The 13855-nt window shown below is 68.0% G+C and carries 9 protein-coding genes and 1 pseudogene; 5 read left to right on the top strand and 5 right to left on the bottom strand.

What is annotated here, in order from left to right; all coding sequences use genetic code 11:
- The first annotated feature begins 21 nt into the window (after positions 1-21).
- The 3 genes and pseudogenes from ISO16_RS19960 to ISO16_RS28760 form a co-directional block, all read left to right on the top strand.
- A complete protein-coding gene (locus ISO16_RS19960; protein ID WP_072634115.1) occupies positions 22-804 on the top strand; it encodes a crotonase/enoyl-CoA hydratase family protein in 783 nt (260 codons plus the stop codon).
- Between the two features lie 561 nt (positions 805-1365).
- A complete protein-coding gene (locus ISO16_RS19955; protein ID WP_083662384.1) occupies positions 1366-2472 on the top strand; it encodes an ABC transporter substrate-binding protein in 1107 nt (368 codons plus the stop codon).
- Between the two features lie 493 nt (positions 2473-2965).
- A pseudogene (locus ISO16_RS28760) lies at positions 2966-3133 on the top strand (integrase core domain-containing protein); the annotation flags it as partial.
- Here ISO16_RS28760 and ISO16_RS19945 read toward each other — a convergent pair.
- Both ISO16_RS19945 and ISO16_RS19940 read right to left on the bottom strand, forming a co-directional pair.
- Positions 3130-3651: a DUF488 domain-containing protein gene (locus tag ISO16_RS19945; protein ID WP_072634112.1), complete on the bottom strand. Its 522-nt coding sequence runs from the start codon at positions 3649-3651 to the stop codon at positions 3130-3132. The pseudogene ISO16_RS28760 and the gene ISO16_RS19945 overlap by 4 nt on opposite strands.
- 86 nt (positions 3652-3737) lie before the next feature.
- The gene (locus ISO16_RS19940; RefSeq protein ID WP_072634194.1) at positions 3738-5111 is read right to left on the bottom strand and encodes a potassium channel family protein; all 1374 of its coding nucleotides are present in this window, start codon (positions 5109-5111) and stop codon (positions 3738-3740) included.
- A 156-nt stretch (positions 5112-5267) separates the two neighbouring features.
- Here ISO16_RS19940 and ISO16_RS19935 point away from each other — a divergent pair, with 156 nt between their 5' ends.
- On the top strand, positions 5268-6521 hold the full coding sequence (locus tag ISO16_RS19935) for a Mur ligase family protein (protein WP_072634111.1): 1254 nt from the start codon (positions 5268-5270) through the stop codon (positions 6519-6521).
- The gene (locus ISO16_RS19930; RefSeq protein ID WP_072634110.1) at positions 6514-7221 is read left to right on the top strand and encodes a type 1 glutamine amidotransferase; all 708 of its coding nucleotides are present in this window, start codon (positions 6514-6516) and stop codon (positions 7219-7221) included. Before ISO16_RS19935 ends, ISO16_RS19930 begins: the two co-directional genes overlap by 8 nt.
- 260 nt (positions 7222-7481) lie before the next feature.
- On the opposite strand, the gene ISO16_RS19925 is transcribed toward ISO16_RS19930, so the two are convergent.
- From ISO16_RS19925 to ISO16_RS19915, 3 genes are all read right to left on the bottom strand, one after another.
- On the bottom strand, positions 7482-8906 hold the full coding sequence (locus ISO16_RS19925; RefSeq protein ID WP_442800833.1) for an IS110 family transposase: 1425 nt from the start codon (positions 8904-8906) through the stop codon (positions 7482-7484).
- 855 nt (positions 8907-9761) lie between these two features.
- On the bottom strand, positions 9762-10844 hold the full coding sequence (locus tag ISO16_RS19920; RefSeq protein ID WP_083662381.1) for a porin PorA family protein: 1083 nt from the start codon (positions 10842-10844) through the stop codon (positions 9762-9764).
- A 500-nt stretch (positions 10845-11344) separates the two neighbouring features.
- Positions 11345-13801 (bottom strand): bifunctional acetate--CoA ligase family protein/GNAT family N-acetyltransferase, encoded by a 2457-nt coding sequence (locus ISO16_RS19915; RefSeq protein WP_072634108.1) that lies wholly within the window; start codon positions 13799-13801, stop codon positions 11345-11347.
- Positions 13802-13855 lie beyond the last annotated feature (54 nt).

The following is a 13855-nucleotide window of genomic DNA, read 5'->3' as shown; positions in this document are numbered from 1 at the left end:
GCCCCCGGGGGGATCACGACGATGACGTCCGATCCGCTTCGGGTCCGCCGCGACGGGCCCGTCACCACCATCGGGATCAACCGTCCCGAGGTCCGCAACGCGGTCGACCGGGAGACGGCGCAGGCGCTCGCCGACGCCTTCCGAGCCTTCGACGCCGACGACGAGGCGGCGGTCGCCATCCTGCACGGCGAGGGGGGCACCTTCTGCTCCGGCGCTGACCTGAAGGCGATCAGCGAGGGACGCGCGAACCGGGTCGCCCCGGACGGTGACGGGCCGATGGGCGTGTCGCGGATGCGGCTGTCCAAGCCCGTCATCGCCGCCATCTCGGGCCACGCCGTCGCGGGCGGGCTCGAGCTGGCGCTGTGGGCCGATCTGCGCGTCGCCGAGGAGGGGGCGGTGCTGGGCGTGTTCTGCCGCCGCTGGGGTGTGCCGCTGATCGACGGCGGCACGGTGCGGCTGCCGCGGCTCATCGGCGAGAGCCGCGCGATGGACCTCGTCCTGACCGGCCGCGCCGTCGACGCCGACGAGGCACTGCGCATTGGGCTGGTCAACCGGCTCGTCCCCGCCGGTCGGGCACTCACCGCGGCCCGGGCGCTCGCGGCCGAGATCGCCGCCTTCCCGCAGACCTGCCTGCGCCGGGACCGCCTCTCGCTGCTCGAGCAGCACGCGCTCGACGAGGACCAGGCCCTGCTCAACGAGTTCCGGCACGGCGCGGTCTCCCTGGCGCACGACACGCTCGAGGGCGCGTCCCGGTTCGCCGGCGGTGCCGGGCGGCACGGCAGTTTCGGTGAGCCCGGTACCTAGTCGGTATGGGCGACTGCTGGCGTTGAGCCGGGGGTTGCGGGGCCGTTCTCACCCATGTTCGTGGGTTACCGAACAGGAAGCCTCCCTGCCCGGTCTATCCGAGGGTGGCAGGAGGCCCAGGTGTCTGCCGCTCGTAGGACTGGACATGCACGCACGTTAGGTCGCGGCAGCGGTCATCGACAGCGTCACCGGCGAGGTGTCCCAGACGCGGTTGACCACCACATCCGGCCCTGGATCACCGATCTGCCGGGGCCGGTGACGGTCGTGCACAAGGCCGGACCAACCGCTTTCGGGTCGAATCGGGATCTGTCCGCGACCGGGGTCCGGTGTGAGGTCGCTGCCAGTCGAAGCTACAGAAACCGGCCGGGCCTCACCCTGCCCGCTTGACAAGCCTCGACAGCTAGGGTTCTTCTGATCGGAACCGGCATGCGAAATCGACGACTCGCCGGTGGTAGGACTCTGCCGCAGAGTTCAGCGAGACGTTGTGGCCCGATCCTTCGATGATGCATGTCTCCAGCGGCGCCCGCACCAGGCTCCGGGCGGCGTCAATGACATCCGAGCCTGGCGCCGTGGTCCATTCGAACTCAGCCTCGGCGAGCTGGATCGGGACTTCGACGGCCGCGAGGAGTCTCGGCAGCAGTTCCGGAGCACGTCTGGCCTCTTCGAACTCTGACCAGATATGCGGCGGGATCCGGTGGGTGGATCTGGGACGCGTCCGCTCACCAGGAGGGGCGACTGCACGTGTTCCGCGCGAACCCCGACTACTGGAACCCCACCGCAGTCAACGCGGACGAGGTCGTCGTGAACGTGATGTCCGACGACGCCGCCCGGATGAACGCGGCGCAGAGCGGACAGATCGACATCGGGACGATCCCCCCCGACCAGGTCGACGCCATCACCGACTCGGGGCTGTCCGTCATCAGCGAGCTCACCTCCCAGTGGGATCTCGGGATCTTGGACCGCTCGGGCAAGCTGGTACCCGAACTCGCCGATCCCCGAGCACGGGAGGCCATCGGCCTGCTCCTCGATCGCGAGGGGTTCAATCAGAGCGTGTTCCAGGGCAGAGCATCGAGCACGATCGGCGGGTTCGCCTCCGATGTGTCGCGCTGGCACGACCCCACGCTCGAATCCCATCCCCCGAACGTGGAGCGCGCCAAGGAACTGCTGGCCGATGCCGGCCTTCCGAACGGTTTCTCGATGCCCATGCCGAGCATGCCGCCGGTGCGGGTCCAGCTCGAGGCCGTCGCGCAGATGCTCGCCGCGGGCGGCATCGTCGTGCAGCCGGTCGACGTCCAACCCCAGCAGTACTACGCGTCGATCCGGCGCGGCGAGTTCCCGGCGGCCCTCTTCCCTCTGACTGCGGTGGATCTCGATCAGTGGTACTCGTCGTCGGTGTCGAACAAGGGCACGCTCAATCCGTTCGGTCTGACCGACCTCGAAGACCTGGACGCACAGTACAAGTCGAGCCTCACCGCGCCGTTCGAGGAACGGAAACCCGTCATGGACGAGATCCAGAGCGAAGTCCTGGCTCGTGGTGTGATGTATCCGGTGATCGTGTACCCGCGCGCCACCGCTGTGGCGCAGTCGGTCCGAGCATCGGACGAGCTGTCATTCAATCCCGATGATCTGTTGCCACGTCCGTATTACCTATGGGTCGAATCTGCCTGATTCTTCCCCCGTCGAACCACGATGTCGGCCTCCACACGAGTGGCGGATTCTCACAATCCCCGCAACACCCTGAATTTCAGGGAGTTGCGGGGATCGTGGTTTCTGCAGCGTTGACGGACTGGTTCTCCGAAGCACTGGACCGCACGAAGGGCAATGTTACGGTGGCTGCTCACAGCGTCCGATCCAAACGGATCACCGCCTACGGCTGGACTCGTCGAGCTGGGATACGTGCCGGCACGTTTGAGACACCGCTCCTCACAATCTGTCCGGGCGGTTCCGGCCAGAACACTCGGCGTCGTTTCGCTTCGATGCGAAGCTGCCGTGGCGGTCCCCGCCGTGGTGCGCATCGGCCAGACGAATCTGACCTGACATCGCCTCTGTGTGTCAAACGGCGGTAGGCGGGTTGTGTAACTACTGCTGGCTGCGGTGAAGACCTCGCCCCGTGATCTCGCATCCGCGACGAAGCCGCCTTCGCAGAGCTCTGCGGCGTTGCACCCTAGCCGACGAATGGGTCGACGCCCACCACTACCGCAGCGACATCGAACGATGCGAAGCTTTCACCACCTGGCTCCACTTCTACAATCACCACCGTGCCCACTCCGCACTCGGCGGCCATCCACCGATCAGCCGGCTGACCAACGTGCCTGGACATCACACCTAGCCGTCCCACACCACCTGCCCGTCCGCCCGCATGCGGGCACCCGGCGCCGCCTCGTGCGCCAGGAGGCGGCCGTCGTGCAGGAGGTGCTCGACGTCGCGGCCGAAACGCAGCACGACGACGTCGGCGACGAGGCGGCGGTGGCATCGCCACCACACGCTCTCGCTGCACATCATCGCGGTCCGGCGCCGCGCGGACTCCTCGAGCAGCCCGTCGAGCGCGTCGGCGAACTCCTCCGTGCGGGTGTGGGCGGCGTAGGCGGCGAACTGCTCGACCCGCCACCACGAGTCCTCGGGCGTCGTCCCGGCGGGGAGCCGTCGCCGGCCGCCGAGCCGCCGCTCGAGCCGGTAGTCGATGCCGGCATCGGCCAGCCATTGCGTCATCGCGTCGCTCGACAGGTCCGGGTTGCGCCGGCTGCCCGGGAAGCGCCGGACGTCGACCAGCGACTCGACGCCGGCGGAATGCAGCAGCTCGGCCAGCTGCGTCCGGTCGAGCTGTCCGTGGCCCACGGAGAGCAGCATCGCGACGATCCCTCCCTCGGGTCGGTTTCCCTCCGGCGTACCCACCCCCGCCGGCACACCCACCCTTCCGACATACCCACTGTCGGCTATCGCATGCCCGTCCCCACGCCCGTGACCGGCGCGTGCCGGCAGCCACCCGGCGACGCGATCGGCAGTTCCTCGAACTTGCCGTCCGTGAGACGCAGGTGCACATGCACCGCCCCGGCGACCACCCCGAGCGGCTCGCGACCGAGCAGGCGCGCGAGCACGTAGGTCGCGCTCAGGCTGGTCACGTCGCGGATCACGCCCAGCGGCAGCAGCGAGCCCGTCTCGGCGAGCACCTCGCGCTCCCCGGCGCGCAACACCAGCCGCAGGCCCGGTGCGATGTCCTGGACGGCGAGCGAGACCGCGACGTTGTCCCGGTCGTCGGACCCCACCGCGGCGAGCGCGACCGCCCGACGGACCCCGACCCGCTCGAGCAGCCGGCGGTCGCCGCCGTCGCCGACCACGGCGGGGATGTTCAGGTCGCGCACCAGCCGCAGATTGCGCGCATTGGTGTCCCGCTCGACGCCCACGACCGGGATACCGAGGTCCCGCAGCTCCCGGCACAGTCGCAGACCCACCTGCCCGAGGCCCACGACGATCACGTGCCCGGAGCGGGGCAGCGAACGAGGGCCGAGCAGCGCGGTCAGGCGCGGGCCCAGCAGCCGGTCCACGACCCCGGCGGTGAACATGGCGGTGAACACGATCGTCGCCAGCATCGCGGTGGACGCGATCGCGGCGTAGGCCTCGTTGCCGTGCGGGTCGGCCGCCGGTCCGACCGTGGTGACCACGCGGACTGCCTCGTGGAACGCGTCGATCGTTCCCTTGCCCTCCCCGAAGGTCAGCCACGCCCAGTCGCCGAGCAGCACCGCCGCCAGCCCGAGCAGCCCGGCCAGCAGGATGCGCGTGCCGGTCTCGTGCGTGCGCAGCACCGCGGTGAGCTGACCGGCCCACCGCTGCCACACCATGCGGCGCGGCACCGCCACCGGCACCTCGTCGAGCACGTCACCGGCCGCGCGGATGCCGCGCGGTTCGCGGGTGGAGGTCACGGCCAGCAGGTCGGGTGCCACGCACGGCCCGGCCAGGGACGCGGCGGCAAGGTCGGCCGGCGACGTCACGTCGCACTGCGGCAGGAACCGCGCGAGCTGATCGCCGATCGTGCGGTCGAAGATCGTCGCGACCATCGGTGCGTCCGGCTGCAGATGCGCCGCGGCGAGCGCATACCGCAGGGCGACCACGTCGTCCTGCAGGAGCACCGCGATCCCGGCGACCGGCGGCTGGTCCAGCAGGGCCCGCAGCTCCTCGTCGTCGGGCCGCGGCGCGTGCCGCACGGCGCAGCCCAGGGCGACGAGCGAGGCGCAGACTCGCCGCGCGACCGTGGTGTCGCCCACCACGACGTAGGTACCCGTGCTCCCGCTGGTTGTGTCCGCATCCGCCACGGCGACCACCTCCCCGCCCCAGGGGACCACGCCACCTGGGGGGACGCATCCGGCACCGCCGGTCCTGTGAGCGATTCGCACCGGCGCAGCGGCGTGTGACGGCGCGGACACGGCGGCGCTGCGGCGATGCCGGCGCCGCTGTGGAAAACTCGCGACGTGGGTACAAGCACTCGAATCACCGGGCGCGGGCGGCTGGCGCTGCGCGCAGCGAAGGCCGCCTCGTGGGCGTCGCTGAAGGCCGGGCGCGGCAAGGGGTCGATGATCGGCGGTCTCGTCGCGCTGAAGATCGATCCGCGGCTGATGGAGCAGCTCGGCCGGGGCCGTCGCACCGTCCTGGTCACCGGCACCAACGGCAAGTCCACCACCACCCGGATGACGGCGGCGGCCCTGGAGACGATGGACTCCGTCGCCACCCAGGCCGACGGGGCGAACATGGACGCCGGCATCGTCGCGGCGCTGGTCGCCCACCAGGAGGCGCCGCTCGCGGCGATCGAGGTCGACGAGTTGCACACCCCGCACGTCGCGGACGCCCTCGACCCCGAAGCGATCGTGCTGCTCAACCTGAGCCGCGATCAGCTCGATCGGGTGGGCGAGATCAACATGATCGAACGCAAGCTGCGGGCCGGTCTCGAACGGCACCCGGACGCGGTGGTCGTCGCGAACTGCGACGACGTGCTCGTCACCTCCGTCGCCTACGACCATCCGAACGTGGTGTGGGTGGCGGCGGGCGCCGGGTGGGCGGGCGACTCGGTCAGCTGCCCCCGCACCGGCGAGCCGATCCTGTGGGAGGACGGACACTGGCGCAGCACGGGCTCGGAGTTCGCGCGACCCGAACCGGATTGGTGGGTCGACGACGAGAATCTCTACGGCCCGGACGGGCTGGTGCTGCCGATGACGCTGACCCTGCCCGGCCGCGCCAACCGGGGCAACGCCGCGCAGGCGGTGGCCGCGGCCGTCGCCCTCGGCGCGGATCCGGCCGCGGCCGTCGCCGCCGCGGGTGTCGTCGAGGAGGTCGCCGGCCGGTACAAGACCGTGCAGGTGGGTCCGCATTCGGTGCACATGCTGCTGGCGAAGAACCCGGCCGGCTGGCAGGAGGCCCTGTCGATGATCGACCCGACGGTCGACGGTCTGGTCATCGCGGTCAACGGGCAGGTGCCCGACGGGGAGGACCTGTCGTGGCTGTGGGACGTGCGGTTCGAGCACTTCGAGGGCGTGCAGGTGGTGGCGTCCGGCGAACGCGGTACCGATCTGGCCGTGCGGCTGACCTACGCCGGGGTCGAGCACACGCTGGTGGCGGACCCGGTCCGGGCCATTGCGTCGTGCCCACCCGGACGGGTCGAGGTCCTGGCCAACTACACCGCGTTCCGGGATCTGAACACCGCCCTGGCGAAGGGAGCCGCGCATGTCTGAGTCCACCGTGCGGATCGGGCTCGTGCTGCCCGACGTGATGGGCACCTACGGCGACGGCGGCAATGCGCTGGTCCTGCGGCAGCGCCTGCGGATGCGCGGCCACGACGCCGAGGTCGTGTCGATCAACCTGACCGACCCGGTCCCCGACTCCCTGGACCTGTACACCCTCGGCGGGGCCGAGGACTCGGCGCAACGCCTCGCCACGCGGCATCTGCAGCGGCATCCGGGTCTGCAACGGGCAGCCGAACGGGGGGCTCCGGTCCTGGCGATCTGCGCGGCGATCCAGGTGCTCGGCAACTGGTACCAGACGTCGGCGGGCGAGCGCGTCGACGGCGTCGGCCTGCTCGACGTGACCACCGCGCCGCAGCAGACTCGCGCCATCGGCGAGGTGGTGACCACGCCCCTCGCCGAGGGGTTGCACCTGCCGCTGACGGGATTCGAGAACCATCGCGGCGGAACGACTCTGGGGCCGGATGCCCGCGCCCTGGGCCGGGTCACCCGGGGCGTCGGCAACGGTGTGGGCGACGGCGTTGAGGGCGCGGTGCAGGGTTCGGTGATCGGCACCTACATGCACGGACCGGTCCTGGCCCGCAATCCCGAGCTGGCGGATCTGCTGCTGGCACGCGCGCTCGGAGTGGACTCGCTACCGCCGCTGGAGCTGCCGGAGGTCGAGCAGTTGCGGCGCGAGCGGCTCGCCTGACCCGCCGCCCGGACGAAACCGCCCCCGGACAGGGGTTCGGCCCGGGAATCGCTTTCGCAACCTCCGGGCCGGATCTCTGCTTCACGAGCCTCTGTCGTCCTCGGACGTCTGCTCGATTCGCACTACCGATGTTATCTGCATCACACACCGAATGCAAGGGCCCGCGTTGACTGACCGGAAAATGCCATCGGTGAGCGGGCAGGCGACAGCACCCGGCGGAGCTTGCGGAGCCGGGTTGGGTTGTGGCGGTCGGAATTGGTTCAGGCGGCGGGTTCTAGCGTGACGTGGTAGTCGAGCGCGGTGAGTTGGGCGACGGGGTTGCGGATCTTGCGTTCGCTGTGGCGCCGGATGGTGTGGTAGTCGGGCCCGAGGTCGTGGAAGCGGGCGCTGGGATCGGCGAGCAGATGCCAGACGATGACGAGGATCGAGCGGGCAACGGCAACGAGAGCCTTGAGCTTGCCGCGCCGCTTGACGATGCGCCGGTAGCGTTCGCCGAGGAATGTGCCGGTCTTGGCGGCAGCGCTGGCTGCCTCGCCGAGTGCGCCTTTCAGGTAGGGGTTGCCTTTGCCTGATTTGCCGGCGTGCTGTGTGGCTCCGGACTCGATGGTGCGGGGGCACAGTTTCGCCCAGGACACCAGGTGTGCGGCGGTGGGAAACCGGGTCATGTCGAGGCCGATCTCGGCGACGATGACCTGTGCTGTCCGCGGTCCGACGCCGGGGATCTCGTCGAGGCGTTCGACCGTGCTGAACTCGGCACATTCGGCCATGGGTGCGGCACTGCGCTCGACCGAGGATGTGCATCCAGGGTCGGCGGCCACCTCGGATCGGGTCCCGCTCGCACCGGATTCTTCCGGCGGACCGACGGACCGGTGGTCCGAGGCTTGACACTCGGGCAGGTCCGCCAGGAGCTGCTCGATGCGAGTGGTGAGTACGCCGATCTGTGCGGTCACCACGTCGATCTGGTCGAGCAGCATTCGTGCGAGCTCGGCATGATGGTCATCGAATCGGCCGGTCAACGCTTCGACCAGGGAGGCGTACTTGGGTCGCATCTTGCCGCGGGCCAGCCCGGCGAGTCGTCGAGGATCGCGTTCGCCGGCGATGAGCGCCTCGAGCATCTCGCGTACCGCTGGGTGTCCATCGTCGAGCGTCGAGGCGACGGACGACACCTTGACCAGGGCGTCCTCGAGCAGCTTTTCGAGCCGCTGCCAGTGCCGGGCGCGTTCCCCGGCCAAGTCGATTCGGAGCCGGGTGTAGTCGCGCAGCCTGCGGATCGGAGCCGGCGGCACAAACGATGGCCGCAGCAGACCCTTCTCGGTCAGCTTGGCCAGCCACACCGCGTCGAGCTTGTCCGTTTTCGGACGTCCCGGCACGTTCTTCGCGTCCCGCGCGTTGACCAACTGCACGTTCAGCCCGGCGGCTTCGAGCAGGTAGTACCAGCTCCGCCAGTAGTCGGAGGTGGACTCGACGGTGACCTTCTCGATCCGCAGATCGACCAGCTGGTCGGCCAGCTCGGTGACCGCGTCGGTCATCGCCGATACGTCCCACACCTTGCTGACCCGTCGACGACTCCCCGGTGTTCGCACGCATACCTTGCCCGACACCTTGGCCACGTCGATCGCGCACACCCGCTCGATGACCAACTCATACTCGGCGTCGGGGATCTCTTCCGGCGCTGATCCGTGAATCTGCTTCACTTGCCTTCCTCCCATCGAGTCCACATGCACAGCGGGCCGTCCGGGGGCCTCGGTCGAGGGAACTGAAATTCTGACCGGCGTGCTCGAAGCAACAGTGCGTGACCCTTCCAGGTCGGGCCCCGGCACCAGGCTCATCCGCGGATTCGGAGATTCACGTCAACGACGGCGTCGGCAGGCGACCCGACCCCATTTTCACGCCTGCGAGGCGTCCACGGAAGGACAGGAGGCTCATCCAAAATGCGCGCGTAGAGGTAGTAGTTGCCTCAACTGAGAATGCGCGCGTGCGGTGCGCCTGCCGTGTCCGGCTCGGGCCGGGCGGTAGGCCCGGATGATGGGGCTGTCGATGAGTGGGCGCAAGGCCGTGACCAAGACGATCGCGACGCGGTACGCCCGGGCCGACAAGACCGCCAAGGGTGTCATCCTCGACGAATTGTGTGCCACGACCGGCCGGCATCGCAATCACGCCCGTAAGGCGTTGACGCAGGCGTTGCACCCCACCACGGTCAGGCGACGCACCCCGAGACCACCGAAGTACGGCTCCGACGTGATTGCGGCACTACGATTCTGCTGGGCGGTGCTCGGTGCGCCGGCCGGCAAGCGGCCGGCCCCGGTGCTGCCGAGTTGGTGCCGCCGTTCCGCCACTTCGGGGATTTGGACAGGTGTCCACCGAGGGGAAGCCTCAGGTCCGAGACGGTCGTCTCGATCACGGGCGCGAGTCTGTATCGCAGAATACGTACCTTGGGACGCCGCATCGTCCACCACCACTCGGTACCAGGTCCGGGACTCGGATGACGTCAGCAGGCACTCTGGCTGTCCGCAGTGTCTACACCCACACGACCCGCAAGATCAACCGCGTGCGTCTGCCGTCTGTTCATCCGATTCGCGAGCATCCCCGCCGGAGCCGCTGGTGGCCTCCTCGCCGTGATGTTCGGGCTTCCGGCGAAGGATCGCGACCGCAATCAGGACCAGACCCGACAGTGCTGACGCCAGCGGGACCCAAACTCCCACAATGTTCAACTTCCGCTCATTCGTAGCAAACTTCGCCGCTGAGGCTTGGATCGATGCTTCGGAGGTCGCGATCTGAAGCTGCGAAAGGTCCACGAGGGGAACGGCCGCATCTTCGGACTGGATACCGAGCACCGTGGTCCGATTCTGTGCCGAGTTGAGCGGTGAGCCGAATCGGGTGTCGACAGCAAGGGTCAGTTCGTTCACCGAAGTGAAAGCCAGTGGTACCTGGTCCGGAGCAGTCTGGAGAGCCTGCTGCACCGCTGCCGCTCGGTCCGCGGGAAGGGCAGGAATCATGGCCTGCAGCATTGCCTTGGGGACGGTGGAGCCATCTCCGCTTCGAGTGAGGGCAACGATCCCCGCCTGGAGAGAGGTGAGGACGGCAGGATCAGCGACCGGAGCAGTGCTGGTTCCCTTGAACACGTACACCTCGCGACCTGCCAGAGTGTCGGTGCCGGTGTAACTCACGGGTTGCGCGGTTCGAGTGACCGAGTCGTAGACGAGTGCATCGTCAGTGCTCGGATTCATCGGGAACGACAGTGTTACTCCCCCGCGTTGGTCTTCGACCGGCACTGCATTCGGAGGCTCGGCCTGACTGTAGTCCACACGGTTGATGGCGTAGGTATGAGTATCGGTAGCGTCACCACTCGGAAGGTGGGAGACGGCCGTGGTGGTCACGACCGCCGTATCCCCCTCCACCTGGTCGACCGCCATCGTGCGGTCCACGGATACCGGGATGCCTGTTCCGAGACCGAACGTCGCGGGATCGAGTCGACGAAGTGTCCCCTCGAATGCCGATGTTCCGTTGGCGTCCTCGGGAAGCTTGGATAATTGAGGCACGACAAGGTATTTGATCGCTGCTGCCGATGCGATCAGCAGAAAGCCGATGATGAGCAATGCAGTAGACGAACGACGTATAGCCATATGGCTCTCCTCGGATAGCAAGCGGAGTCGCGCTTGACGATTGATCGGGCCGACGACTTCTCGACGACCGGTGAGTTGCTTCTGCCCCCGACAGAGCTGCAGATCGGATTCTGCCGCAATCGAACTCGTTCGGGCCGACGAAGGCCTTCGCGTGAAGACTATTCCATCGGACCGAGTGAGACAAGACACATTCTCCGCGCAACCTCTAAGTCTGCTGCACCGACCGAAGACATTGCACACCAACGCAACGTGCGTATCCGTACGATCTTCTCGCCGTTCCGAACCTCACGCGAGAAGCCCATCTCGGACATTGAATGAATTTGTTTCCAAACAAGTTTCACAGCGGAACGAAATCCGATCGCGACTCGCCCAGCTCCGGACTATACGACATGGCGATCCGAGATGTTCTCGCCCTCATGGATTCTGGCATGTCGCAGACCGGCGAGACATCCGAATCCGTGTCACAGGCAAACGTGTCCGGGACGTCGTATCGCACGCCGTCACAGCGTCTGGACCCTCGACTCGCCGTGTCTGCGATCGGGCGCGGATTTCTCGAGAACCAGCGTCGCGCTCCTGACAGCGACACCCGCGCCGGCTTCGCCGACTACGACCGGCGCCAATCGCAACTCGGTCAGTTCCGGCAGCTCCTCGACCAGCCACGCCACCCGCAGGATCAGGTCGGTGAGCGCGTCCAGATCACGCTCGGCCACGAGCGGAAACGCCCGCACCGAGCGGATCATGCGCATGGCGTCGAGATCACTGACCGGCGTGATGTGGAATGCGACATCGCCGAAGAGTGTGATCGGATCACCGAGCACACCGAAGGCGAGCAAGGGTCCGAAGACCGGTTCGTCGACCACCGACACCATGACGTCGCGCCCGTCGCCGGCGTCCGGCCGTACCGCAATTCCGGCCGCTGTCAGCAATTCGACGGCGCCGGCTCCACCGAGCACGCCGAACCCCACGCGATCGGCGACAGCACGGACGCGCTCGGCGGAGACTCCGCTGGGCGGTCGCACCACGCCGGCAGGCTGCCGCCGCCACGCTCCGTATGCCGCCGCCCAGCCCAGTGCGGCGGCGGCAGCTTCCGGGAAGGTGTAGCTCGGCACCGCACGAGCATCGATGTCGGGTGCCGAAAGCATGCCCTCGGCGCCGTCGAAACTGGCGACCAGTGCCTTACTCGGCGCGGAGGAACCCGCCCGTACGAGTGCGGCCGTTATGTCCTCTCGGCTCTGCGCCAACGGGGGCGTGAACAGCGCGACGACGGAGTCGACTCCGTCGTCCGCGAGTAGGGCACGTAATGCCGCCTCGTAGCGCGCAGAGTCGGCGCGGGGCGTCAGGTCGACGACGTCGACCGGGTCGCCGGGTACGAGATCGCGCAGGACGGCCAAGGTGGGTTCGCTCAGCGTTGCGGTGCGCAATCCCGCAGCACGGCACGCTGCCGCGGTCAGCACCCCGGGCTGACTGGCATTGGTAACCACTGCTACCCGATCACCGCCGGGTACCGGTTGATTGGCGAACAACCTTGCTACGTCGAACATTTCGGATAGTGTTCGAGTGGCTACTATGCCCGTCTGAGAGAACAGCTCGTCGGTGACCGCACCGCGGTCGACATGCTCTGTACCGGCAATTCCGTTGAGCGCGGTCCGCATTGCACTGGTGACGGTGATGATCGGTTTGCGTGCACTCACCCTCCGCGTCAGACGGGCGAATTTCCGCGGATTACCGAAGCGTTCGAGGTCGAGCAGAATCACGGAGGTAGCCGGGTCCTCCTCCCACCACTGCAGCAGATCGTTCGGCGAGACGTCGACCGAACTGCCGAGCGACGCGAAGCCGGAGAATCCGAGCCCGATCCGACGGGCATATTCGAGCACCGCCAGCCCGAGCGTGCCGGACTGGCTGGCCAGCGCCACCACACCCGACGGTGGTAGCGACATCGAGAAGGTCGCGGCCAACCGAAGGGCACCCTGCTGCGCGAGGATACCCATACTGGCCGGACCGATCACCCGCATGTCCTGGGCACGTGCATAGCGGACCAACTCCAGCTCGGCGGCACGACCGGTCTCACCCGACTCGCCGAACCCGACCGACATTACGATCACCGCCGTGACCGAGGCCGCTGCGCAGTCGCGGATCACCTCCGGGACGAGATGCGCTGCGACCGCAACCACCACCAGGTCGACCGGCTCGCCGATCGAACTCACCGTGGGGTAGGTAGGCATCCCCATTACGGCAGATACGTGCGGATTGACAGCATAGACTCGGCCGGGAAAGCCTTGGGACACCATGTTCTTCACGACGGCCCGCCCGAGATTGTCCGGACTCAGGCCCGCGCCGACGACAGCCACCGTGCGAGCGTCGAAGATTCGCTGCATCGAAGAACGCACCGCTTGGCGTTCGCGCCGTTCCGAGCGAGCAACCACCTGCGCGCGCGGCCGAATAACGATGTCGGCGTGAAGTACCGAGGCGGGGGGACCGAACTCGACGGCGTAACCCGAGTTCTCCAGGGTGCGGATCATGGCCTGGTTCTCGGTGAGTACGTCTGCTTCGAGGACCGCGATCCCGCAATCCCGCGCTGCCACCGCGATGTGCTCGAGCAGCAGGCCACCCAGTCCGAGTGATTGAAACTCGTCGACGATGGTGAAAGTGACTTCCGCGCGATCCGGATGACCGTCCACGCGCACGAAATCGGCGACCCCTACTGCCCGGCCGTCGTGCACGGCGACGAGTGCCAGCTGCGTCTCCCGATCGAAGTTCATGAAACGGGCCAGACCCGCGCGGTCCAGGGTCACCACGGGCCCGAGCATGCGCATGGAGATGGTGCGGCGCGAGAGGTGGCGGCTGAAGTCGACGATGAGATCGAGATCGTCCGGCGTCAGGCGGCGCACGAGCACCGAACGGCCGTCTCGGAGCAATCCGGGAGTGCCGTCGTCGGAGTTCTGTTCGACACGCGTCACACGGCCACCACTCTGTCGGGAGGAATACGAGCGCCCACCCCGTTGGTGATGGGG

The organism is Rhodococcus sp. M8, from assembly GCF_015654185.1.
In the GTDB taxonomy this organism is placed as follows: Bacteria; Actinomycetota; Actinomycetes; order Mycobacteriales; family Mycobacteriaceae; genus Rhodococcus; species Rhodococcus aetherivorans.
Note: the sequence above shows the minus strand (reverse complement) of the source record. Positions and strands in the feature narration are given on the sequence as shown.